General features: G+C 50.6%; 22 protein-coding genes and 1 tRNA gene. 3 read left to right on the top strand and 20 right to left on the bottom strand.

The window, feature by feature from the left end; genetic code table 11:
- Positions 1 to 286: 286 nt before the first annotated feature.
- The 3 genes from HF984_RS09235 to thrS form a co-directional block, all read right to left on the bottom strand.
- Positions 287 to 1,660: an HsdM family class I SAM-dependent methyltransferase gene (locus HF984_RS09235; RefSeq protein ID WP_168615386.1), complete on the bottom strand. Its 1,374-nt coding sequence runs from the start codon at positions 1,658 to 1,660 to the stop codon at positions 287 to 289.
- A gap of 3 nt (positions 1,661 to 1,663) precedes the next feature.
- Entirely contained in the window at positions 1,664 to 2,296 is a 633-nt protein-coding gene (locus HF984_RS09240) for a hypothetical protein (protein WP_168615387.1), read from the bottom strand.
- Positions 2,297 to 2,369: 73 nt separating this feature from the next.
- A complete protein-coding gene (thrS, locus tag HF984_RS09245; protein WP_168615388.1) occupies positions 2,370 to 4,373 on the bottom strand; it encodes a threonine--tRNA ligase in 2,004 nt (667 codons plus the stop codon).
- Positions 4,374 to 4,629: 256 nt separating this feature from the next.
- Between thrS and HF984_RS09250 the strand changes: the two genes are divergently transcribed.
- On the top strand, positions 4,630 to 4,932 hold the full coding sequence (locus HF984_RS09250; RefSeq protein ID WP_247596577.1) for an ArsR/SmtB family transcription factor: 303 nt from the start codon (positions 4,630 to 4,632) through the stop codon (positions 4,930 to 4,932).
- Between the two features lie 399 nt (positions 4,933 to 5,331).
- On the opposite strand, the gene HF984_RS09260 is transcribed toward HF984_RS09250, so the two are convergent.
- Positions 5,332 to 6,186, bottom strand: a complete 855-nt coding sequence (locus tag HF984_RS09260) for a fumarylacetoacetate hydrolase family protein (RefSeq protein ID WP_168615391.1) — start codon at positions 6,184 to 6,186, stop codon at positions 5,332 to 5,334.
- Between the two features lie 132 nt (positions 6,187 to 6,318).
- On the opposite strand from HF984_RS09260, the gene HF984_RS09265 reads away from it, so the two are divergent.
- Positions 6,319 to 6,828 carry a GNAT family N-acetyltransferase gene (locus tag HF984_RS09265; protein WP_168615392.1) on the top strand — a complete coding sequence of 170 codons (510 nt, stop codon included), beginning with the start codon at positions 6,319 to 6,321 and terminating at the stop codon, positions 6,826 to 6,828.
- A gap of 51 nt (positions 6,829 to 6,879) precedes the next feature.
- On the opposite strand, the gene HF984_RS09270 is transcribed toward HF984_RS09265, so the two are convergent.
- From HF984_RS09270 to HF984_RS09320, 11 genes are all read right to left on the bottom strand, one after another.
- Positions 6,880 to 7,830, bottom strand: coding sequence for an SOS response-associated peptidase (locus HF984_RS09270; protein WP_168615393.1), 951 nt, complete (start codon positions 7,828 to 7,830; stop codon positions 6,880 to 6,882).
- Positions 7,830 to 8,516 (bottom strand): lipoate--protein ligase family protein, encoded by a 687-nt coding sequence (locus HF984_RS09275; protein ID WP_168615394.1) that lies wholly within the window; start codon positions 8,514 to 8,516, stop codon positions 7,830 to 7,832. Before HF984_RS09275 ends, HF984_RS09270 begins: the two co-directional genes overlap by 1 nt.
- A gap of 2 nt (positions 8,517 to 8,518) precedes the next feature.
- A complete protein-coding gene (locus HF984_RS09280) occupies positions 8,519 to 9,385 on the bottom strand; it encodes a GNAT family N-acetyltransferase (protein WP_247596578.1) in 867 nt (288 codons plus the stop codon).
- A gap of 450 nt (positions 9,386 to 9,835) precedes the next feature.
- A complete protein-coding gene (nrdF, locus tag HF984_RS09285) occupies positions 9,836 to 10,810 on the bottom strand; it encodes a class 1b ribonucleoside-diphosphate reductase subunit beta (RefSeq protein WP_168615421.1) in 975 nt (324 codons plus the stop codon).
- Between the two features lie 115 nt (positions 10,811 to 10,925).
- On the bottom strand, positions 10,926 to 11,411 hold the full coding sequence (locus HF984_RS09290; protein ID WP_168615395.1) for a MarR family winged helix-turn-helix transcriptional regulator: 486 nt from the start codon (positions 11,409 to 11,411) through the stop codon (positions 10,926 to 10,928).
- A 127-nt stretch (positions 11,412 to 11,538) separates the two neighbouring features.
- Positions 11,539 to 13,719: a class 1b ribonucleoside-diphosphate reductase subunit alpha gene (gene nrdE / locus HF984_RS09295; protein ID WP_168615396.1), complete on the bottom strand. Its 2,181-nt coding sequence runs from the start codon at positions 13,717 to 13,719 to the stop codon at positions 11,539 to 11,541.
- Positions 13,689 to 14,165, bottom strand: coding sequence for a class Ib ribonucleoside-diphosphate reductase assembly flavoprotein NrdI (nrdI, locus tag HF984_RS09300; RefSeq protein WP_375546045.1), 477 nt, complete (start codon positions 14,163 to 14,165; stop codon positions 13,689 to 13,691). The genes nrdE and nrdI overlap by 31 nt, the downstream gene beginning before the upstream one ends.
- Positions 14,166 to 14,336: 171 nt before the next feature.
- Positions 14,337 to 14,561, bottom strand: coding sequence for a glutaredoxin-like protein NrdH (gene nrdH, locus HF984_RS09305; RefSeq protein ID WP_168615397.1), 225 nt, complete (start codon positions 14,559 to 14,561; stop codon positions 14,337 to 14,339).
- A 594-nt stretch (positions 14,562 to 15,155) separates the two neighbouring features.
- Positions 15,156 to 16,235 (bottom strand): App1 family protein phosphatidate phosphatase, encoded by a 1,080-nt coding sequence (locus HF984_RS09310; protein WP_168615398.1) that lies wholly within the window; start codon positions 16,233 to 16,235, stop codon positions 15,156 to 15,158.
- A 124-nt stretch (positions 16,236 to 16,359) separates the two neighbouring features.
- Positions 16,360 to 16,791 (bottom strand): hypothetical protein, encoded by a 432-nt coding sequence (locus HF984_RS09315; RefSeq protein WP_168615399.1) that lies wholly within the window; start codon positions 16,789 to 16,791, stop codon positions 16,360 to 16,362.
- Positions 16,792 to 16,932: 141 nt separating this feature from the next.
- Complete coding sequence (locus HF984_RS09320) at positions 16,933 to 18,018, bottom strand: 2,3-butanediol dehydrogenase (RefSeq protein ID WP_168615400.1); 1,086 nt, start codon at positions 18,016 to 18,018, stop codon at positions 16,933 to 16,935.
- A 646-nt stretch (positions 18,019 to 18,664) separates the two neighbouring features.
- Here HF984_RS09320 and HF984_RS09325 point away from each other — a divergent pair.
- Complete coding sequence (locus tag HF984_RS09325; RefSeq protein WP_168615401.1) at positions 18,665 to 19,642, top strand: GNAT family N-acetyltransferase; 978 nt, start codon at positions 18,665 to 18,667, stop codon at positions 19,640 to 19,642.
- Here the strand turns inward: HF984_RS09325 and HF984_RS09330 are convergent.
- From HF984_RS09330 to nadD, 5 genes are all read right to left on the bottom strand, one after another.
- Positions 19,639 to 20,058 (bottom strand): hypothetical protein, encoded by a 420-nt coding sequence (locus HF984_RS09330; RefSeq protein ID WP_168615402.1) that lies wholly within the window; start codon positions 20,056 to 20,058, stop codon positions 19,639 to 19,641. The two genes, HF984_RS09325 and HF984_RS09330, sit on opposite strands and share 4 nt — an antisense overlap.
- A 248-nt stretch (positions 20,059 to 20,306) precedes the next feature.
- Positions 20,307 to 20,379 (bottom strand) — tRNA-Ala (locus HF984_RS09335).
- A 103-nt stretch (positions 20,380 to 20,482) separates the two neighbouring features.
- Positions 20,483 to 20,929: a ribosome silencing factor gene (rsfS, locus tag HF984_RS09340; RefSeq protein WP_168615403.1), complete on the bottom strand. Its 447-nt coding sequence runs from the start codon at positions 20,927 to 20,929 to the stop codon at positions 20,483 to 20,485.
- Positions 20,930 to 20,994: 65 nt separating this feature from the next.
- Entirely contained in the window at positions 20,995 to 22,242 is a 1,248-nt protein-coding gene (locus HF984_RS09345) for a hypothetical protein (RefSeq protein WP_168615404.1), read from the bottom strand.
- Between the two features lie 80 nt (positions 22,243 to 22,322).
- Positions 22,323 to 22,961: a nicotinate-nucleotide adenylyltransferase gene (nadD, locus tag HF984_RS09350; RefSeq protein ID WP_168615423.1), complete on the bottom strand. Its 639-nt coding sequence runs from the start codon at positions 22,959 to 22,961 to the stop codon at positions 22,323 to 22,325.
- Positions 22,962 to 23,084 lie beyond the last annotated feature (123 nt).

Consider the following 23,084-nt stretch of genomic DNA (forward strand, 5'->3'; position numbering starts at 1 on the left):
TGGCGGTGAGGCCGGTTGTACGCTGGTGTTGCAACGGTTCTTCCGGTATGGCTTGAGGTTATTTGTAGAGATTTAACGCTCATATTTTTGCCGCTGGTGGGGCCGTTGTCTAGTTGGTGGGTGTGGGGTGTGCTCTTACTTTTGAATAAGCCTCATTATAGTGCATTAAATTAGTCTATTTTTACCGGAATAGAGATGTATAAATTTATAAGATTGATTTAAACTTAAAATTATTTCCAATCAAATATTGAGATTAAATGAAGAAAATTTAGATACACCTTAAAAATCATAAATTTTTGAATAGTTCTATAGGTAAAAGTATTCTATTAACATCACCCGGTTGCAATTTATATAAACCGTTCGCCATTTGTTTAGAAACTTTAATTATCTCGCTGAGACCTTTTTCTGAACTTAGATACTTAAATAAAGCATGAGATAGATTTTTATCACCTTTGATATAAATTGAATGAAAACATGTCAGATTTTTCAAATGCACATTATTAAAAATAATCTTTGGCGCAACACGATATTGAGGAGTAATCCAAATGATTGATGGAGATTTATCTTCAGGCTTCCACCATTTATTTCTCTTAGAGCACAAATATTTTTTATTAACTCCGCTAAGCTCGCCATAATCAATATATTCTTGCGTATATTGGTCAAGAATTATGGGGTTAAACAGATATTTAATTTTACCGTTTTCTACCATTTTATTTTTTAATTTATTATCTAAAATGCTTCCAGTAATATCTGCTGACCTGGCTATCACCAAATCAAAATTTTCAACAGGAATCTTGCTTTTTTCCATTTGCGCCTTATCAAAAATAAAGAAGGAATTATCCCCAGTAGCAATTCCTCTTGAACATTTAGCGATTTCTTTAAGTTCAACATAATTTGCATCAGCGAAAAAATCGTATTTTATAGATTTATTCCAGTCCTCCATAGGATTGACTTCGGAAAATTTGATTTTCTCGCAACGGTCGAAAATATCATTCCTTAAATCATTAAGTGAAATATTTTTTGCATATAACAATTGTTTATTATGTTTTTTTTGAATATTTAATATACATGCAGTTGTTAAGACATTTTCAAAGGGCAAAGCTTTAGTAGAGTCCAATAATATCAAAGAATGAATTAAATTATTTTCTGTTAAGTACTTTTTAATTTCAATCCCTGAACGCAATCCGAGGAAATCACTGGGCAATATTATTGACAACCTACCCATCTCTTCTAGTTGATATATACATTTCCATAAAAAAAGAAGAGATTGATTACTGAATCCGCTAATTTTACAATTCAATTTTTCTTCAATTAAGGATTTTATTTTCGTGCGATCTTCAATATTTTGAAATCTGTTATATGGTGGATTGCATATTATGGCATCATATTTCTTATCCCAGTCAGAAATTAAAAAATCTTTAAAATATATGTCGACATCATCAGGTATTTGAAAGTGTTCATAAATTGAACTATCAATTTCATATCCTATTTTATTAACCTCTTTAATATTTTCTAGAAGTATTCCTGGCCCCAAAGCAGGATCAAGAATATTTGAGGGTTTATCCTCTAAAACCCAACCCTTCATAAATTCGGCAATTACATTAGGCGTAAAGAACTGGCCAAATTTTTTCCTGTGGATTGAATCTGATATGCTCCACACTTTTCAAATATTCCTTTCTAACTTTTTCTTATTTGCTATCGATATTGCATCTTCTAGTAAATCTAAAAATTCACTATCGTTTCGTTCTATTGAATTTCTTAGATCTTTAACTTTGGAGGATTGAAGATTTCCATTATTGCTGGGATTAACGTATATATCCGGTATCCAAGCAACAGGGAAAACTACACATTTATCTATCGTGACAGTCAGGTCATCATGAAAGCTTATGAAAAAAGTCGCTACGAATAACGTACTGTCATTCAAATCTTTAATGAAGTCTCTAATCTTATCAGCTTTGGATATATCATCCTTAGAATTCTTTGCCCCCACTACAGACGATTTTATATTTACGAAACTTTTTAGACCCCAACTTGTAGTGAATTCAAAATCATAAACACCAACCTCTGAGACGGCAGGCTTAACATTAGAGAAACCAAGTTCTTTATATCTTTTTTCCAGGTTTTGACTTATAATTTCTTCGACTATACGCCAAACTGTTCGACCTTTTGCAGCTTTGCGCCATCCGAACGGCAATAGCTCAGGTGAGGCAATTCTAATAGACGGTATCTCTGTAATAAGTTTGTCTAATTTGTCTTGTAGAACCTTGCGTTCTACCTCAATTTGCTGTTTATGCATTTTGTACCCCTGCTTAATTTAAAGCGCCATTTCAAATGTTGAAATGGCGCTGCTGAATTTTATTTAACTATATTTATTTATGCGACTTCGGGTCCTCATTGTTACGTGACTGAATGTGCTCCACGATGCGCTTCACCGCCTCTTCCATGGGTACGCCGTTCTCCTGTGAACCATCGCGGAAGCGGAATGAGACCGCGCCATTCTCCGCGTCCTCGCCACCGGCGATGAGGATGAAAGGTACCTTCTCCTTGGACGCGGTACGGATCTTCTTCGGGAAGCGGTCAGTGCCGTAGTCCACCTCAACGCGCACACCGGCAGCCTGCAGCTTAGCCGCAACCTCACCCATGTAATCGTTGAACGCCTCAGCCACGGGAACACCCACAACCTGCACCGGAGCCAACCACGCCGGGAACATACCCGCATAGTGCTCAGTCAGCACACCGAAGAAACGCTCCAATGAGCCGAACTTCGCGGAGTGAATCATCACGGGTTCCTGACGGCTACCGTCTGATGCCTGGTATTCCAGACCGAAACGGGTCGGCTGGTTGAAGTCATACTGAACAGTCGACATCTGCCAGGTACGTCCAATCGCATCCTTCGCCTGAACTGAAATCTTCGGGCCGTAGAACGCAGCTCCGCCGGGATCGGGCACGAGATCGAGACCGGTCTCCTTGGCGACCTGCTCCAAAACAGCGGTAGCTTCTTCCCACTGTTCATCGGTACCAATGAACTTGTCCTTCTTGTCGCCCTCAATGTCACGGGTGGACAGCTCAAGATAGAAGTCAGTCATGCCGAAATCTTCAAGCAAGCTCAGCATGAACTTCAACAAGTGACGAACCTCGTCAGGTGCCTGTTCCTTGGTCACGTAGGAGTGTGAGTCGTCCTGAGTAATCATGCGCACGCGGGTCAGACCCTGCAGAACGCCGGACTTCTCATCGCGGTAGACAGTGCCGAATTCAAACAGGCGCAGTGGCAACTCGCGGTATGAGCGTCCGCGTGAACGGAAAATCTCATTGTGCATGGGGCAGTTCATCGCCTTGAGGCGGTATGCCTGGCCTTCATCCTCCATTGCGGGGAACATGCCATCAGCGTAGTACGGCAGGTGACCCGAGGTGTAGAAGAGATCTTCCTTCGAGATGTGAGGGGTCTTCACGTACTGGAAGCCCTCTTCAATGTGGCGAGTACGAACATAGTTCTCCATCTCGCGCAGAATGATGCCGCCCTTGGGGTGGAATACAGGCAGGCCGGGGCCGATGGTCTTGGGGAATGAGAAGAGATCCAGCTCTTCGCCCAGACGGCGGTGGTCGCGTCGCTCCGCCTCAGCAATGCGGTCCTTGTAGGCAACCAATTCTTCCTTGGTCGGCCACGCGGTACCGTAGATACGCTGTAGCATGGGGTTCTTTTCAGAACCGCGCCAGTACGCGCCACCGGCACGCATCAAAGCATATCCGTTAGCAATCAACTTGGTGTTGGGCAGGTGGGGGCCTCGGCAGAGGTCCTTCCACACGGTCTCGCCCTTTTTGTTGACGTTATCGTAGATGGTGATTTCGCCGCCGCCGACTTCCTGGGATGCGCCCTCGGCAGCTTCAGCGCCAGAGCCGGGACCCTGAGTCAATGACAGTAGTTCAAGCTTGTACGGTTCGTCAGCCATTTCAGCAACAGCTTCTTCGTGGCTTACCACGCGGCGCTGGAAAGTCTGGCCTGACTTAATAATCTTCACCATGGACTTCTCAATTTTTTTGAGGTCCTCGGGGGTGAAGGGTTCATCCACGTCAAAGTCAAAGTAGAAACCGTCGGTGATGTAAGGACCAATGCCGAGCTTGGCGTCCTTGCGGTATTCCTGCACAGCCTGTGCCATTACGTGCGCAGCAGAGTGACGCAGAACGTTGAGGCCGTCTTCTTCATGGATGCTTACCGGAACGACGGCATCGCCGGCAGCTACCTCGTGTGAGAGGTCAACCAGCACGTCGTTCACGCGAGCTACAACAATTTCGCGGTCTTCTGCAAAAAGGTCAGCTGCGGTGGTGCCGGCTTCAACATTACGGGGTTCGCCAGCAACGGTAATTTCGATAGACAAAACGTCTCTCTCCTAAAAATGGTTGCTCACCCGTACTAAGGGCAAGCTTTCGTTACATCTGCGCGGTACAAGGGCACAGAACATTACTATTCTACGGCGTTTAATCATCGTTCGGGCACTGTTTGGATGTGCGTTGCCGAGTAAGCTACGCTCCCCTGGTCTTTGCATTATTGCCCACATAGCCATCCATAAATTTTTTAATTAAAATTTTGAACTCCTGCTCAATATAAAGAATTCATTATATAAAGTTATGTTTATGGAAAGTTCATACCCGTGGGAAAGCAAGTACGAGGCATCCGTAGTCATCTTCGCTGCGCTTGCGCATCCGATACGTATTTCAATCGCTCACTGTCTTGTGAACAAACCCCATACCGTCCGCGAGCTCACCGAGCACCTACAGGTTTCACAACCGCTGGTCTCACACCACCTCAAAATCTTGAGGGACGCTCACATAGTCGAAAAAACACAGCAGGGGCGCTCGTCCCTCTACAACCTCACAGATCACCACATCAGTCACATTGTGACAGATGTCCATGAACACACGAAGGAACAATCATGAGTACCCCCACCCTCGAACACACTTACTCAGAAGAACACACACCCACGGCCCTGACTGCGGTCACAAAGCTGTGATTCACCAGGACAACGTGGACTACCTGCACGATGGCCATGCTCACTGCGAGCACAATGGCCACTTCGACGAATGCAACACCTGCTCATGTGGCGACTGCAACGATCTGTGCGCTACCTGCGACTGCGCAAACTGCACCTGCGAGACTTGCAACCACGCACAGTGCCAGTGCGCTGACTGTTCAGATTCATGCTCAAACTGCGTTTGCCATAACTACGCTTGCCCGACCTGTGAGCACGCAGCCTGAGGTTTGATCTAAAAAATTTCCCCCACCGACAGTAGCCGGTGGGGGAAATTTTTATGCTTCAGGTATCAGCTAGGGGTGTATCAGATACATTTGTTTCTCAGCATCCCAATACCCTCAATTTCGGTTTCAACAACCTGACCGGGTTCAAGCCACTTGCGCGGATGCAACGATAACCCAACCCCGGCGGGTGTTCCCGTGATAATCACGTCCCCTGGCTCAAGCGTCATAAATTGCGAAAGATACGAGACAAGCTCAGCCGGTGAAAAGACCATGTTCGCAGTGTTGCCACTTTGACGCACTAGCCCATCTACTGTGCATGTTATTCGCAAGCCTGATGCGACATCCAGCTCTTCTGCCGGAACAATCACCGGCCCCAGCGGTGTGGAGTTATCCCAATTTTTGCCCTGAAACCATTCGCTTGTTCTACCCTGCCAGTCACGCACCGAAATGTCATTGCACACCGTGTAACCGAAGATAGCATCCTGCGCCAGATCTCTATCTACGTTGCGCACCGACTTGCCAACAATCACGGCAAGCTCAGCCTCCCAGTCAATCTTGGTTGAGGCCTCAGCATGAGGAAGTTGTATATGATCGTGCGGGCCAATCAACGCATTGGAAAATTTAGTAAAAATCGTCGGATACTTCGGGAGCTCCGCCCCTACTTCTTGAGCGTGATCGGTGAAGTTAAGTCCCACACACAGAAATTTTCCCGGTTTTAAGGGCATCACCAGCTGGCTCTCATCCAACTCTTCGATGATTGAACCACCCGCATCAGTTGCCGAGGCTTCATCGCGAACCTGATAGACCAACCCCGAAGCCAAGGCATCCGCCACGGTGCACTCAAACTCAAACACCTGATCATTCTCAAACACCTGATCATTGAGCACAGCAACCGCTTTGAAGCGATTATCCCTTACAATCTGACCCCACTTCATAGCTTTCCTTCCACCCTGTGACCTGCAGTTTCTATAAATTTTACGTTAATTTTGTGTCATAAGTCTCCTGAAATTCGCAAGACCTTGTACTCTTATGCATAAGTACTCACCACATCCGAAGGAGGCAATACGATGGACGGCATGATCACTCTCGTCACCAAAACATCACCGAACAATAAGGCTGACACCATCACTACACGCCCGGCAAAGCTTGAAGATGCTGAGGGCCTGGCTCGTCTATATTTTGCTTCTTATGATGACACCGGCATCACCTCACAGGCTGAGGCTCTGGCGGCAATTCAAGAAGTACTTGATGGTAAGTTCGGTGAGTTCCTTCCCGAGGCGTCACCCGTCATTGTTGATGAAAATGACCGCATCGTAGCAGCTGCCCTAGTTCTCAATAACCGCGCCGACGATGTAGAACCAGCTGACTTGCCATCAATCTATGAGCTCTTTACCGCAGCATCTCGCCGCCGTGAAGGTTTGGCAGAACACCTCATCCGCACTTCACTGCATGCTCTCCACGAGGCTGGCCACAAGCAAGCTACCGTTCGCATTTCAGAAAACAACGCCGCGGCTTTGGCCCTCTACCTAACCCTTGATTTCAATCGCTGGTTCCCGGCTAACGACGATATTTTCTAAACCCACAAAACATTCATGGGGCGGCTGAATTTCTCAGCCGCCCCATGAATGTTAATGAGCAAAACTCAATAGGTCCTCATCAGGCTCAATCAACGCCGGAAAGTTATTGCCCACGTTACCTACCTGAGGTGACACCGCGTGCATACGCCAGTTGGATGCCTCAGAGTACGCGTTCTCGATGATCCCGGCTAGTGCCGTCTGAGCGCTCTGGCTCAGACTTTGGCCCTCAGCACTGTAACCGTTCAGCGGGTTCTGGGATTCAAGCCCTGAGATACCGCCTGAACGAAGCCAAGCGTCCACAGTGTTCTTCTTTGAATTCGCCGAATATGTGAGTGGAACGGGCAAGCGATCATGCAGATTGCCTAGATCCATCAGCGCGTGTGCTGATTCTTGATGATCGGTAGCCTCAGCAACATCAAGTTCATCGGGGCTTGCCACCGTGATGATTGAACAGCTCAGTAGCCACTGTCCCGCCTGATTTTCAAACTTAGATCCCGCAAAATCCTCGGTCTCCGGAATCTTCCACCAGTCGTACAGCCCAGCAAAATAGATGGGTTCAGCATCGGCACGATGAATAAAGAACGGAGTCTTCTTAGTTTTGCCTGAATCAGTGGTTTCTGTTTTCCACTCAAAATATCCGCTCACTGGAACGGCGCAGTGGCCTGAAACCGCCGCTTTGCGGAAGGTTGGCTTTGAAAACACAGTCTCGCTGCGGGCGTTGAAGGCACGCGATGAAAAGCTTGATTCCTTAGCCCAGCCAGGTAGCAAACCCCAGCGCGCCGAGTGTAACTCGCGAATAAAGCTGTTTCCCGCATCATCGGTAAGGACGGATGCCTGCGGCGAAAGCACGCCGGTTTCGGCTTGTTCGGCAGTGAGTAAGCGATCAACCAGAATCGGTACGTTATGGGTTGGTGCCACGTTGTAGGACGCGATGGGTTCAGTGACTGGCACCTCGGCAAGATAAATACCGTGGTCAAATTCAACGGCGTAACGACCGCACATTATTCAAACCCTTCATTCGCGTACGCCTCAATGACAGCATCTTCGACATCTTCAGCGGTGATTTCTGGCAAAGCGTCGGTGACAGCACCCACTGTGGAAGGTGTCAATGGCAATTCCAGAGCGCGATAAACGTCGGTCGTCACCGCGCGTAACTGCCTCGAACTACCTACAACAATTCCCGCGCTAAACCACCACGCGCCCGAGACCACCCGTTGCGCTGTGCCCACGAGTTTAATCTTTCCTCCGTCCGGTAGCACACCGTGAACTGAGTACTCACCGGGGCAATACTCCCCCGGGATTTCGCCCACAGCGGCGTCCACGCCAAGACTTTGTAGAGCGTGCGCATACATCTGCCCAAAAATCCCAAACCGTTCGTTGTTGCCGGTGACCGCGTCCTTGGCTGGCTGAAAATGGTCAATAACTAGGCACCCTTGGTGGTAAGCGGCAGCATGCCCACCCACCTTACGAACGATAGGCTCAAAACCGTGATCTCGGCACACTTGAGCTGCCGATTGAAAGTTAGGATTTAGCTCGTCTCTTCGCCCAAAGGCAACCACGGGCTGCGGTGCATAGACGCGCAAAGCTGCCCCTCGTTTGCCGCTTCCCACCTCGCGTAGAAGCTCGAGACTACGCGCGTAAGCAACAATCTGCTGGCCGGGAGCCACTACATCGTGGATAATTTCCATGTTTATTCCGGCCGTCCTTCAATGAGACCCTGCTCAGGGGTATCCACATCAATATCTAACAGACTGGTTGAGGCAAATTCATACCACGCAGGTTCCATCCCAGCGTTAATAGCGGCCTTCTGAGAGACAATATGTGAAGGTGAGGTTCCATAAAAAGGAACTTTTCCGGTTTCGCAAACCCGTTGGGCAACTTCGCGCACCATTACCGGCGCCAGCCCGTGGCCGCGCAAAGGCTCCAACACATCAATACCGATCTGACACATCAGTTCTGAGTCATCGGAGGCACCTGCCATCGCCTGAATCTCACCGTCTTTTTCAGCAGCAAGAACGTGGATATCTGGACGCAATGCACTGAATCCAAGCGCATTTGAAAAACGACGGTCATCCCTGAATTGCTCAAACTCATGAGGTTCTAGCCAACGAAAGTTAAAGCTCTGGCTGAGTTGCTCACGTGCCCTCACGTGCATTTCTGACGACGCAAAGAAAGTAGCACTAGGAACAAAGAATAAAGCTGTTCCCGTATTTTGCAGAGCGGCAGGTGTCAGGTAATCATTGACGCGCTGGAGCTTGGAGTAGTCTCCGATCCACGAGCCGTTATCTCCATTCAGCAAATCCGCTATGGACTCCAAAACTTTTTGATGCTTGGCGCTCAAAAGTGTAATGCCCGAATAGTGCGCCAGCCGTAGTTCCCAATGATCGGTATAGCGCCTGCGGGCGGAACCCATATCCACCAGCTCTTTACGCGGCGCGGTCAATAGGTTACCACCGAATCGGCGCATCAAACCGATAGCACCTGGCTTAAGGCAGTAATCAACCTCAAGCTGCGTATCAAGGATGTCGCGCACTTCTGCGACGGAGGAAATTAGCATGAAAACCAGTCTACCGCCGGGCCATATAGCCTCAAAAGTAGGGGCTTGATAGAATCAAAAACGCGTCGAGCTTTTGGCTCGACGCGTCTGAAAAATAAATAAATTGAAGGAGTTGTTATGTCGCTGCAAGACATCGCAACCCTCGCTCTCATTTTCTCTTACCTTGCAGCTGGAGTCAAGAATCTTGTTGAAGCATTCAGGACTGCCCGCGAGAAGGAAGATGGTAATGAGAGTTAGGTGAGTAAGGGGCGAGGTAGTCCCTCGCCCCGCTCCCCCAACGTATATTGATTTCAGACAGATGCCCTCAGCTCTCTAAGCTGAGGGCATCTTATGTTTCTCAGAAACTGTGGCGTCGCATTACCCTAACAGCCCACTTAGATTATTCGCCTTAACAGCGAAGGGCACCGGTGAATCCGGTGCCCTTGCTCAGTTAACTAAAACCTAACAGAATTAGAAGTCCCAGTCCTCATCTTCAGTGTTCACTGCCTTACCAATAACGTATGAAGAACCTGAACCTGAGAAGAAATCATGGTTCTCATCAGCATTCGGTGACAGTGCAGAAAGAATTGCCGGGGACACATTGGTAACGCTCGCGGGGAACATTGCTTCGTAGCCTAGGTTCATCAGTGCCTTGTTAGCGTTGTAGTGCAAGAACTTCTTGACGTCCTCGCTTAATCCCACTGAGTCATAGAGTGAGTGAGTGTACTGTACTTCGTTTTCGTACAGTTCGTAGAGCAAATCGAAGGTGTAATCCTTGAGTTCCTGCTGACGCTCGGGGCTTTCCTTTTCAAGACCGCGCTGGAACTTGTAACCGATGTAGTAACCATGAACGGCTTCATCACGAATAATCAGGCGAATTAAGTCTGCTGTGTTGGTAAGCTTTGCGCGCGAGGCCCAGTACATGGGCAGGTAGAAGCCTGAGTAGAAGAGGAATGACTCAAGCAGAGTTGAAGCTACCTTTTTCTTCAAGGGATCGTCACCCTGGTAGTAGCTCATTACAATTTTGGCCTTCTTCTGAAGGTGCGGATTCTCAGCTGCCCAGCGGAAGACCTCATCAATTTCGCGGGTGGAGCTAAGAGTCGAGAAGATGGACGAATACGACTTCGCGTGTACTGATTCCATGAACGCGATGTTAGTGTACACGGCTTCTTCGTGAGCGGTTACAGCGTCGGGAAGCAACGAAACAGCGCCAACAGTACCCTGAATGGTGTCGAGCAGAGTCAAGCCGGTGAAGACGCGCATGGTCAACTGTTTTTCTTCATCGGTCAGAGTCTTCCATGAAGGTACGTCGTTTGACAGCGGCACCTTCTCGGGCAACCAGAAGTTAGAGGTGAGGCGGTCCCATACCTCAAGGTCTTTTTCGTCCTGCAGACGGTTCCAGTTGATTGCTTCAACGTGGTCAACAAGAGTGACCTTTTCGCTCATCATTGGCGATTAACTCCTTGGGGAAAATCGGGTCAGCTCTTACAGAAAGAGCTGTTTATCTTGCTTCTATTCAATCATTGAACCGCTGGTTTTGCACCTAGAAAAGCTGTGATTATTAACCTTGTTCGGCTGATGGCGCAACCGGAATAAATTTGCTGGTGGGAGCTACAGTTTTGTCGCTAATTTTATGCAAAAGCTCTAACGCAGCATCGAGTTGTGAAGCTTCTTCTTCCGTGAATTTCTGTTCTATGGTTGCAGTAAGCCACCGTGAACGTTGCTGGCTTATAGAACTCACTAGGCCTCTCCCCTGTTCTGTGAGAAAGAGTTCTTTGCGACGCTTATCGCGGGAATTTTTACCGGAGTCAAGAACACCGTGTTTCATCATAGTGGCTGTAATTTTATTCATTGATTGCGCTGTGATGTGCTCATGACGCGCCAGCTCGGCGTTGGTGAGCCGTGGTGTCCTTGAGAGCGCAAAAAGGACGCTTTCTTCCGTTGCGCTCAGGGACGTAATACTGGCAGTTTCGTTCCTCAGGCGTCGTTGTAGTTTAAACACCGCAAAATGGAGGTTGTCCGATTGCTCTTTAGAAAATTTTTTCATAACGTCCACCCGAGGATAATCAGTTTAACTTGTCAGTTATTTCTAGAATATAGCAGGACTGAAAGAAGGCGAAGTCTTCGAAACTGAAAACTTCGCCTCCTAGCCCAAACGAGCTACTCCCTATGCCTTACAGCATGCAGCTAACGCAGCCCTCGACCTCAGTACCCTCGAGCGCCATCTGGCGAATACGTGAGTAGTAAATAGTCTTGATACCCTTGCGCCATGCGTAAATCTGAGCCTTATTCACGTCACGAGTGGTCGCGGTGTCCTTGAAGAACAAAGTCAGTGACAGACCCTGATCGACGTGCTGGGTCGCTACAGCATAGGTATCGATAATCTTCTCGTAACCAATCTCGTACGCATCCGCATAGTACTCAAGATTCTCGTTCGTCAGGTAAGGAGCCGGGTAGTACACGCGACCAAGCTTGCCTTCCTTACGGATTTCAATCTTCGAGGCAATCGGGTGAATCGAAGAGGTTGAACCGTTGATGTATGAGATTGAACCGGTCGGCGGAACAGCCTGCAGGTTCTGGTTGTACATACCGTGCTCAGCAACGTCTGCAGCCAGCTGCTTCCAGTCCTCAGGGCCGGGAACAAAGTGGCCTTCGAAGAGCTCGCGTGCACGCGCGGTTTCGAAGTCCCAGGTGCCGTTGATGTACTTCTCAAAATACTCCCCCGTTGCATACTTTGAGTTCTCAAAGTTCACGAAGGTCTGCTTGCGTTCTTTAGCAATCAGCATGGACGCGCGAATTGCATGGTAGGTAACGGTGTAGAAGTACATGTTGGTGAAGTCCAACGCTTCTTCGCTACCGTAGTGAACGTGCTCGCGTGCCAAGTAACCGTGCAAGTTCATCTGGCCCAAGCCCACAGCGTGGCTCATAGAGTTACCGCGCTCAATGGAAGGAACAGATGAGATATCTGACTGGTCAGACACTGCGGTCAATGAACGAATAGCGGTCTCGACAGTCTTACCCAAATCATCGCCGTCCATGGTGGTTGCGATGTTGAGTGAGCCAAGGTTGCAGGAAATGTCCTTACCCACGGTGTCGTATTCAAGACCGGGCTTGTAGTGTGAAGGCTCTGAAACCTGCAGAATCTCCGAGCAGAGATTCGACATGATGATCTTGCCCTCAATGGGGTTAGCCTTGTTCACGGTGTCTTCGAACATCACGTAGGGGTAGCCTGACTCGAACTGAATCTCAGCCAGAGTCTGGAAGAACTCACGTGCATTGATCTTTGACTTGCGGATGCGCGCGTCATCAACCATCTCGTAGTACTTCTCAGAGACATTCACATCAGAGAAGGGAACACCGTAGATACGCTCAACATCGTAGGGCGAGAAGAGGTACATGTCTTCGTTGCGCTTAGCGAGCTCGAAGGTGATGTCAGGAATGACAACGCCCAATGACAGGGTCTTGATGCGAATCTTCTCGTCAGCGTTCTCACGCTTGGTGTCCAAGAATGAGTAGATATCGGGGTGATGCGCGTGCAAGTACACAGCACCTGCGCCCTGACGAGCACCCAACTGGTTGGCGTATGAGAATGAGTCTTCCAGAAGCTTCATTACGGGAATTACACCTGATGACTGGTTCTCAATCTTCTTAATAGGCGCGCCCGATTCACGCAGGTTGGTCAGCGCGAACGCTACACCACCACCGCGCTTAGAAAGCTGCAGAGCCGAGTTAATGGAACGACCAATGGACTCCATGTTGTCTTCAATACGGAGCAAGAAGCACGAAACCAGCTCGCCACGCTGCATCTTACCCGCGTTGAGAAAGGTCGGGGTTGCCGGCTGGAAGCGTCCTGAAATAACTTCTTCAACAATCTCACGAGCCAACTGTTCATTGCCCTCAGCAAGCAACAGCGCAACCATAACCACGCGGTCTTCAAAACGCTCCAAGTAACGCTGACCATCAAAAGTCTTCAGCGCGTACGAAGTGTAGAACTTGAAAGCACCGAGGAAGGTCGGGAAGCGGAACTTCTTAGAGTACGCGAACTTCGACAGTGACTTAATGAAGTCAAAAGAGTACATATCAAGCACGTGCTTCTCGTAGTACTGGTGCTTGACCAAGTAATCGAGCTTTTCTTCCAGGTCATGGAAGAAAACGGTGTTGTTGTTAACGTGCTGCAAGAAGTACTGGCGCGCTGCCTGGCGGTCAGCGTCAAACTGAATCTGACCGTTCTCATCATACAGATTCAACATCGCGTTGAGCTCGTGATAGCCCAAGCCCTGGAACTTCTCAGGAGTGGTCGGATCTTCGTGACCCGGCTCAGCACTTAGATTCGGTGCAGGGAGTTTTGCTTCCAAAATTCTTCCAATCCATCTCTTACTTTACTTACATCTTCGGCAGTGCCCATGAGCTCAAATTTATAGAGAACCGGCACATGGCACTTTGCGGCTACCTTGTCTGCTGCTACACAGTACAGCTCACCGAAATTAGTGTTTCCCGCCCCGATAACACCGGCAAGATGCTCACGATTAACGGGGTTATTCAAAAATTTCACGGCCTGTGGCGGAATAGATCCGCTACCACCAGGACGTCCATAGCTGGGCACACACAGCACAAAAGGTTCATTGACTTCAGGAGACTCATCTGAAGTCTTCAGCGGCAACCGAACACTTCTTACGCCCGTCTTCACCACAAACTTGTGAGTGTTTTCGGAAATAGACGAAAAATAAACAATTAGCGGGTTGATGGTTAGGTGCTCAAGGTCGGCAAAATCGCCGGTGGTCTCTTCTGCAAATTTCTCCACAGTAGAAAACTTTCTTTGTGCTGGTGTGGTTTGTAGTGCTACTCCCCCATTTGTCTCACTGCTTCCGCATCGTCTACTGGAAGATCTGCGGAGCTGAAGGAGCGCATCTAAAAACCCGGCTCACGAGCAGGTGAGCTCGTAAGTTCTCCGGGGTATGGCGACGCAGAGAATTTACTGCGCCAAAGCGTTAATTTTGTCGGGCTGGAAACCAGACCAGTGGTCATCGCCTGCAACAACAACAGGTGCCTGCATGTAACCCAAACCCTTGATGTGTTCGAGCGCCGCAGCATCCTCGGTGACATCAACAACGTTGTACTCGATGCCGTTCTTATCCAGCGCACGGTAAGTCATGTTGCACTGAACGCATGCGGGCTTGGTGTACACCGTAACTGACATGTTGTCTCTCTCCTCATCAGCTGACTCTTTGCGAGCGCGGCTGTGCGTAAATTCTTGTAGTTGTTTGTGCGTGTGATAACTGTTTTGGACAGTCGCGGGTGGGCGCTGTTGTGAGCTGGGGCTGTTGTTTTAGGCTTTTTGCTCTGTAGTTATCTCAACAGGAATCAATACTACATCTAGTGTTGTGGCTGAGGTAGAGCCCCCAGATGGTGTGGTTTGTCGCTTAATTTTTTTGTGAATTTGAGTATCCACATCTTAATTCGCGTGTTTTCGCGGTTTGTTTATGCGCCGGGGTGGGTTATCCACATGTTCACCTACAGGTGGGTGTTTGATGGTGCACTTGGTCTGGTTAATCACGTGGATTTTGGTCGTGATACGGTTTTGCGAAAACCTTCCTTGAAATTACGCGGTGGGAGGTTCAAGCATCACGTTAACCTTGAAGTTTTAAGGATGGTGGGTAGGAGTTTTTTAAACTTTTTTTGAGGTTGGCGTGTCGAATATTCGAGATTGACAAATTCTAAAAACGGGCTTAAAGATGCGGGTCTGAGTCACCGATAGTGGTGGCTCAGACCCGCATCTTAGGGTTCTAACTGGTTAGAGCAATCCTTCTTTTTCGAGTTCGTGACGGAAGGTCGTGCCGTCATTCGCCTCGTTCCAAAATTTCTCGCGTGTAATCTGTTTTGAGCGGTTATCCGCCCAGACGCGGGTGGGGTTGGCGAGGACGCTTTCGCCGACGGTGAGGTTGCGGATGAGGATTGAGGCTACGTTTTGGGGGTAGCGTACGGCGAAGCCGCTGTAGACGTCGGGGTCGCGCTGTCCGTCGTCGCCGATGAGTATCCATTTGATGTTGGGGAATTCTTCGGCGAGTCGTTTGAGTGAGTTGACTTTGTGTTGTGCGCCTGAGCGGAACCAGCGGTCTGCGGTGGGGCCCCAGTCGGTGAGGAGGAAGGTGCCTTTGGGGTAGCCGTTGCGTGAGAGGAAGCGGGTGAGGGTGGGGGTGATGTTCCATGCGCCGGTTGAGAGGTACATGATGGGCGCTTGGGGGTATTTTTGGTGGAGGCGGTCCATGAGGACTGACATGCCGGGGGTGGGTGTGCGGGCGTGTTCGTCGACGACGAAGGAGTTCCAGGCTGCGAGCATGGGGCGTGGTAGGGCGGTGACCATGACGGTGTCGTCGATGTCTGAGAGGATGCCGATTTTTTGGTCGTCGGGTACGACGAAGACTTCGGTTTCTGAGCTGTCGCCGTCTTCGAGGTCGAGGACGACTTTGTGCATGCCGGGTTCGAGGTTTACGGCGAGTTTGACGTCGATGACGCCGCCTTCGTCTGCGGTGATGGTGAATTCGTGTTGGTCGTCGATGATGACTTTGACGGCTGCGTGGCGGATGGCGATGGAGGTGAAGGATCGCCAGCCGCGTAGGGTTTCGGTTGAGCTGGCTTGGGTGATGGAGTCAAAGATTTCTTCGAAGCCGTCGGTTTTGTAGAGTGCGCGGCCGAGGACGCGTACCCAGCTGGTTGAGCCGTAGCCTTGGTTGGCGACGACGACTCGTTCTAGTCCTTTTTCGCGAGCGCGGTTTTCTCGCCAGTCGTGGATTTTGTTGCCGATGCGGTAGGCGATGTTGTCTGCTTCGTTTTTGATTTTTGTGGTGGGTGTTTGGTTGTTTGGGGTGTTCATGTGTTCCTGGTGGTTGGGGTTGATTGTTGTTTTATTGTCTCATTTTGTTGGCGGTTTGGGGGTGTGAGAAACGGCCGTGCGCGCCTGGTGCGTACGGCCGTTTGTGTATGTATGTGTGTGGTGTTTAGTTGTAGTCGAGGCGGCAGGTTGCTGAGCCTTTGCCTTCTGATTCTGAGGCGTGTGTGGGTTCGGTGATGCCGGTGTCTTTGATGTAGCAGCTGACTTCGGCTTCGGGGTCTTCTGCTTGGACGGTGACCCAGTAGGTGGTGCCGTGGAGATCGGATGTGTTGTCGGCGGTGAGTTTGTAGTAGGACTGTTCGCCGTTGAATTGTGCTTCGTTGCCGTTGAAGTTGGCGCCGTCTACGGTGACGCGGATGTTGCCGGGTGCGGTTTTGCCGTCTTCGGTGTGGATGGCGCCTGATACGACGATGTCGTCGCGGTGGTTGAAGCTGTCGGTTTTTTCGAGTGCGATGCCGGCGGGTACGGTGTGTGCGCAACCTGTGATGAGTGCGCCGGTTGCCAGAGCTAGTGCGGTGAATGCTTTGGGATTCTTCATATAGTTGAATATATCGTTTGTTGGGTGGTTTTGGGGTGATATTGGTGGGTTTTTGGCACAAGTAGTCAGTAAATTGTGTGGTGGGTATGGTTGTGGCCCCGGGACGCGTGTTGTGTTCCGGGGCTTTGTGGTTTGGTGTGTTTAGTTTAGGTTTTGTGGGTCGGTGGTGACGAGGATTTTGACGGCGGTTTCGTTGTGGTTGATAAGGGTGTCGAAGCCTTTGTCGATGAGGTCTTCGAGTTGGATTTTGCCGGTGATGAAGGGCGCGAGGTCGAGTTTGCCGGATTCGACGAGTTTGATGGTGTCGGGGTGGTTATTGACGTAGGCGATGGTGCCGCGGAGATCGATTTCTTTCATGACAATTTTGTGCATGTCGATGGTGGCTGGTTTACCCCAGATGGAGACGATGACGATTTTGCCGGTGGGTCGTACTGCGTCGATGAGGGTGTCGAGTACTACTTGTACTGAGGTGCATTCGAAGGCTGCGTCTGCGCCGCGGCCGTCTTTGGAGAGTTTACGGACTTCTTCTACGACGTTGGTTTCTGCAGGTGAGAAGGCGTAGTCTGCTGAACCCGCTTCGAGTGCTTTTTTGCGGCGGAGTTCTGAGAGTTCTGAGATGACGACGGTAATGCCTTTGGCGCGGAGTACTGCGCCGGTGAGTAGGCCGATGGGGCCGGCGCCGCCGACGAGTGCGATTGAGCCTTCGGGGAGTTCGCCTGCGCGGTCTACTGCGTGGTAGCCGACGGTGAGAGGTTCGATGACTGCTGCCTGATCGAGGGGAATGTTTTTGGAGATTTTGTGGACCCAGCGGCGTTTGACGACTACTTTTTCGGAGAGTCCGCCGCCGCGTCCTGCCAGCCCGATGAAGTTCATGTTGTCGGAGAGATGGTAGTCGTTGGAGTCGGGCCCTACGTTGACGTCTTCGTTGATGATGTAGGGTTCTACGACGACGTGGTCGCCGACTTCAAGGTCGGTGATTCCTTCGCCGAGTGCTTCGATGACTCCTGAGAATTCGTGGCCGAGAGTGACTGGTGCGGTTTCACCTGAGATGGGGTGTGGGGTGTTGTGGGTGGGGCAGAAGATGGGTCCATCGAGGTATTCGTGGAGATCTGTTCCGCAGATACCGCACCAGGCTACTTTGATGAGAACTTCTCCGTTAGCTGGCGTTGGTTCTGGTATGTCTTCGATGTGGATGTCGTGGTTGTCGTAGTAGCGTGCAGCTTTCATGGTGTCCACCTATTGTCGTTGTCTGTGTTTATTGGTAGTTCACTGTTAATGCTAGTCCTGTGAGAGCGGTTTTCTCAAGGGTGGGTTGTTTGTGACAGGAAGTTGCGTTTGGGTGTTGGTGACCTTAGTCAATTGCACTTTTATTGGCTGCTTTCGGGGCTGCGCGGGACATGATGAAGGTGGGTGCAGGTTAGCTAGGGGATCCCCTGTAGTTGGAGAGGTTTTTATGGGCGTTGTGTGACACATGTGGGATGTCTCTTGAAGCCCCGGTTGTACTTGCTGGAAAGCCAGGTGGTTTTTGGTGTAATTGTTGGGTCCTTATCTTCTGAGGCTTACACGTTAGTATGGAATATCCGGTGCGCCCGGCATGGTTGTTCTGACAGACTCAAACATGATTAGGCTGTCTTTGTAGGTACACACCGGGTGGGTTGTTCACAGGTCGGATTGCAAGCATCAAGGCATGTTTTAGTTCTTACTACTGGTTGTAAAAACCGCGAATTTCGGCGGTAAAAAATGGCCGTGCTTCACGGGCGGAATAAAAAGTTGCTAACCGGTTAGGATGTATTCGAATATTCATTCGAACATAGCGAAAATGTGTGCAGTTCAGCTCCATTTCTTCCCCGGCAACTCTAACCAAAGAGGTTTAATGATGCACAATCTCAGCTTTTCTTCGCTGACATGCAAGCACCTTTCTCAGATTCAAGAGCTCCTAGAATCCAACGCCGATTACACCCACCGCATTAGCGGTCAGAACGTCTCACCTCACGCTGCATCAGGGATTTTTGAGACTCTACCGGCAGGTGCATCGCCTGAAGATCTGCTGGTTATAGGCGCATGGCAAGATACTCAGCTCGTGGGCTTGTGCGTCACGGTAACTCATTGGCCCACCCCCGCCACCGCCTATATTGGGTTACTTGCCACGCACCGCGATTATCAGGGGCAAGGCATTGGACGCCAACTCCATTCATACCTATTAGAGCGCCTCCAACTACATACAGCGATAAAAACTCTTCGTCTGGGCATCGTTGCCACCAACGCCGCATCCGCCACCCCCTTCTGGGAATCACTGGGCTATACCTTCACCGGTGAGACAAAACCACATCAGGCAGGCAGGGTCACCAGCACCGTTGAACTCTTTGAACTGCGCATAGATTATAGGCAACACGTCCGTAGAGAAGTTCAGGAATTCTGGGATACCGCCCGCACAGTACTACCGTCACTGCCTATGACTGCACCGGATGCGTGGAGCTTCGGATCCACCGCCAAGCAAGCCGATGATCTGCTTGCACTCGTACTATCGGAAACCAAAACAGCCACATCTTCAGCGCTTCACGATTACGCAGCAGAAAACGAACCGCTCCCAGTTGCCGGTCAGTACAGCGTTCTCTGCAACGGCACAGGGACTCCTCGCGCAATCATCCAAATAACCAGCGTTACCGTCACCGAATTCTGGCAAGTAAGTACCGATCACGCACAGGCAGAGGGAGAAGGTGACCGGACGCTAGATTCCTGGCGAGCAAACCACCGTCAATACTGGGAAGCTAACTCCCCCGACGGTTTTTATCCGCATATGCAAGTAGTCTGCGAGCGCTTTGCCCTGATTTACCCACAGGCGGCACGTTAAAGCTGCCCGGTGGCAAGTCCAAAGACCAGACCGAGAACCACCGGCACAAACAGCAGCAAAAGCACTAGGGCACTGGTTATCAGACACAGGATGCTGATGCTCATCCAGACCGGGTGATGGTACTGTCCTAGACGGATGATCCCGCGCAGACTCAAAACGAACATGACCAAAAACCCGCAACAGGCTACGACGCCTAAGAACAGGCCGGGAAGGTATTCGTAGGCCTCCCCGTGTTGCAGTGCTTCGGCAACCGTTGGGTAGCGCGTAGCTACCTGTACACGAGTCACCATCCCTGCCGATAGAGCCAGCACCCCAAAGGACGCCAGGCCCACACCTATCGCGGTTAGAACACCCCTGGGGTTGTGATGGAAACCGCGAGCATTGCGGATAGTTCTCTTCAGGCGTTTTCTAACCATGGCAACGGAACCTTCAGGTGGTGTGTGGTGTGTGCTATCCACACGATAGCAGGAGCGAACACGGGCAAGGGCTATCTCTTACTGCCACCGACCTCGTTTTTCTGGCGGTTTTGCGCAAACCCAGGCGATAGATATCCCTCATGTGGTGCCAGCCGCCAGAGAAAAGAGAGGGCTACAGAAGACTCACGTGGTTTAGATACAAAAAAGCCGACCGATTGAACCAATGTTCAACCGGTCGGCTAAGGAAGTGGAGATAAGGGGACTCGAACCCCTGACCCCTTGCATGCCATGCAAGTGCGCTACCAGCTGCGCCATATCCCCGTATTCAGTTGAGTCGCATCCTGCAAGAGACGACTCAACTATATTAACCATCACAGGCGGGCAAACGCAAATTGAAAACGCTCGCCGCGCCGAAAGGGGTTTTCTAGCGGTCTTCGCCCACCAGATCGTCATCGGTAATGATAGCTTCTGCTTCTTCTTCACTTTCAGCATCTGCTACAGGAGCTTCATTCTCAACACCGAGCTCAATGCGCGGAGCCTCAGCCCACAGACGATCCAATGCGTAGAACGCACGGTCTTCTTCGTGCTGAACGTGCACTACGATGTCGCCGAAGTCCAGCAGAATCCAGCGTCCGGATGCGCGTCCCTCACGGCTGATGGGCTTGAGGCTCAACTTTTCGCGAAGAGCGTCCTCAATCTCATCAGAAATAGCGTTTACGAGACGCTCGTTGTGCGCACTCACTACCAGGAAGCCATCAATCAGGCCCATAAGATCCGATGCGTCAACAGCCAACAGGTTGGTGCCCTGTTTTTCTTCGGCCGCTACAGCAGCAACCTTAAGTGCTTCAATTGATTCTTTAGCCGCAGCCATAGATTCCTTTCAAAAAATTTTCTTATCTTCTTCACCTGCACATCAGCGCGGGTGTAAGAAGGTACTTAGCCATTATTCATGAAAAAGTAGATACCAAAAATAATGAGCGCCATGATAATCAGCACAAGGGGCAACCACACGGCTGAGGTGCTCTTTTGAGCGGCAGTCGTGGAGCTATCCGATGAAGCCACTTCGGTTGAATCTTGTACATAACCAGCAGGTGTCGCGGACTCATCTGCGAGCTGCTGGTTCTCCTTCGCTCCTGATGCCAAGCTACCGATCTGAGCTACATCGAACTGGGACTGAGCTACGGCTTCTTCATGAACGACCTCAGAGCGTTCAGAACTGGCCGCGGCGTCCTGATCGTCCTGTGGCTCAGTTGCCTCATAACTCTCTTCACCGCGCAAATCCTCAAATTCTTGCGAATCCCCCACCGCGGTTGAGTCAACGTCTACACCCTCAAACGAGTCGTGCTCTTGAACAGGTGCATCTTCTCGCCCCTGAGCGTCCTCACCCAACAGTTCATCATCGGTAAACTCCGAGAACTCAAAAGCAACAGGAGTCAAATCAAGACCCTGCGCCGATAGCGCATTCACGGTCTCGGGAGTGTACTCTTCAACCGGCGCGTCCTGCTCTTCATCTGAGAGTGCAGAATCAGTAACTTCTACAACCTCGGTTTCGTGCACACCCTCATCAACAGCTGGCTCACTAGCGGCAGCAGAGAAATCCTCAGACTCCCCCGCATCTACCAGCTGATCGCTCTCAAGAGGCGAGATGATCTCAGCGCTCGCATCCTCACCATCGTGCTGAGTCAGCGGATCAGAGACAACAACCTCAGTCTCATGCACCTGATCATCAGCATCCACGGCGGCAGGCCCGGTCTCCACCTCATCATCGAAGACAAGCGATGAATCATCGAGACCCACCAGCGTAGGATCGCTCTGCGCAACAGTAGATTTTGCTGTGCCATTGCCCTGCACCTTGTTCAAAGTGCTCTCATCCGAGGCGGCAGATTCTATTGACCCCTGCGCGGCGAGCGCCGATAGACGCTGGTGGGCTGCGGCTGATTCGGCGTTGACAGACTCATCGTCTTCCAGTGCTCCCATGTATGCCACGGGTTCATCTGGCAGCTGCTCACCGTTTTTGAGGGCGCGCAAGTACTCAGCTGCGTCGGTGCGGTAACGGGTGAGACGACGCGGGCCCATGGGACGCGTCGGAGGGGGAACTACGATGTCGTCCTCAGTGGTGAACGGTTCGTAGAGGTAGGCCTCTGATTCGTCATAGGACGTGTTCTGATCTTTGTTCTCAGTCACCGGAATCCTTTGTTGGTGAGCGGGGGTTTATGTAAATTCTAGTCTGTGGGTGCGCTGGACGGAATACGTCGTGTGCAGAGTTATTCGGTGTCTCTTGTCTCGGGGGCAGGTAGTCCGTTGCTGTAGAGGTGCCCGTCCCCTGTCTCATCGCAGCGGGTGTAGAGGTTGTACTTGTTGATGTACTGCACTACGCCATCGGGTACGAGGTACCACACGGGCATTCCTTCGGCGGCGCGGTCGCGTACGTCTGTGGAGGATATTGCGAGCGCGGGAACTTCGAGCAAAGCGGCTTTGGAGGTGTTAGCGATGGGTGGCAGCTCAAGCTCGTGGCCGGGGCGGGTAACACCCACAAAGTAGGCGAGTTCCCAGAGTTTGTCTGCGTCTTTCCATGTCATGATTTGGCTCATGGCATCGGCGCCGGTGATAAAGAACAGGTCGGCGTTGGGGCGTTGTTCGCTCAGATCTTTGAGGGTGTCGATGGTGTAGGTGAGTCCCCCGCGGTCAATATCGACGCGGCTGACGGTGAATTGCGGGTTGGATGCTGTTGCCACCACCGTCATGAGGTAGCGGTGTTCGGCATCCGTTACAACTCGTGCTTCTGCCTTTTGCCAGGGTTTGCCGGTGGGCACGAACACAACTTCATCGAGATCCAGCACGGCGGCGACTTCGCTTGCCGCTACGAGGTGGCCGTGGTGGATGGGGTCGAAGGTACCACCCATGACGCCTAGCCGGATGCGTCCTTCAACGCGCGGTGGAAGGTTCAGGGAGTGGATAGTTGAGCGGGGCTGCGGATTCACAATTCTCCGAAAACAAATAGGTTAATTCAACAAAGTTCGGCGCGA

It is taken from the genome of Rothia terrae (genome assembly GCF_012396615.1).
Lineage (GTDB): Bacteria > Actinomycetota > Actinomycetes > Actinomycetales > Micrococcaceae > Rothia > Rothia terrae.

Coding starts and splice junctions, on each gene's coding strand:
- HF984_RS09240 (WP_168615387.1), bottom strand. CDS start 2,296: ATGCATAAACAGCAAATTGAGGTAGAACGCAAGGTTCTACAAGACAAA.
- HF984_RS09250 (WP_247596577.1), top strand. CDS start 4,630: ATGGAAAGTTCATACCCGTGGGAAAGCAAGTACGAGGCATCCGTAGTC.
- HF984_RS09260 (WP_168615391.1), bottom strand. CDS start 6,186: ATGAAGTGGGGTCAGATTGTAAGGGATAATCGCTTCAAAGCGGTTGCT.
- HF984_RS09265 (WP_168615392.1), top strand. CDS start 6,319: ATGGACGGCATGATCACTCTCGTCACCAAAACATCACCGAACAATAAG.
- HF984_RS09270 (WP_168615393.1), bottom strand. CDS start 7,830: ATGTGCGGTCGTTACGCCGTTGAATTTGACCACGGTATTTATCTTGCC.
- HF984_RS09275 (WP_168615394.1), bottom strand. CDS start 8,516: ATGGAAATTATCCACGATGTAGTGGCTCCCGGCCAGCAGATTGTTGCT.
- HF984_RS09280 (WP_247596578.1), bottom strand. CDS start 9,385: ATGCTAATTTCCTCCGTCGCAGAAGTGCGCGACATCCTTGATACGCAG.
- nrdF (WP_168615421.1), bottom strand. CDS start 10,810: ATGAGCGAAAAGGTCACTCTTGTTGACCACGTTGAAGCAATCAACTGG.
- HF984_RS09290 (WP_168615395.1), bottom strand. CDS start 11,411: ATGAAAAAATTTTCTAAAGAGCAATCGGACAACCTCCATTTTGCGGTG.
- nrdH (WP_168615397.1), bottom strand. CDS start 14,561: ATGTCAGTTACGGTGTACACCAAGCCCGCATGCGTTCAGTGCAACATG.
- HF984_RS09310 (WP_168615398.1), bottom strand. CDS start 16,235: ATGAACACCCCAAACAACCAAACACCCACCACAAAAATCAAAAACGAA.
- HF984_RS09315 (WP_168615399.1), bottom strand. CDS start 16,791: ATGAAGAATCCCAAAGCATTCACCGCACTAGCTCTGGCAACCGGCGCA.
- HF984_RS09320 (WP_168615400.1), bottom strand. CDS start 18,018: ATGAAAGCTGCACGCTACTACGACAACCACGACATCCACATCGAAGAC.
- HF984_RS09325 (WP_168615401.1), top strand. CDS start 18,665: ATGATGCACAATCTCAGCTTTTCTTCGCTGACATGCAAGCACCTTTCT.
- HF984_RS09330 (WP_168615402.1), bottom strand. CDS start 20,058: ATGGTTAGAAAACGCCTGAAGAGAACTATCCGCAATGCTCGCGGTTTC.
- rsfS (WP_168615403.1), bottom strand. CDS start 20,929: ATGGCTGCGGCTAAAGAATCAATTGAAGCACTTAAGGTTGCTGCTGTA.
- nadD (WP_168615423.1), bottom strand. CDS start 22,961: ATGGGTGGTACCTTCGACCCCATCCACCACGGCCACCTCGTAGCGGCA.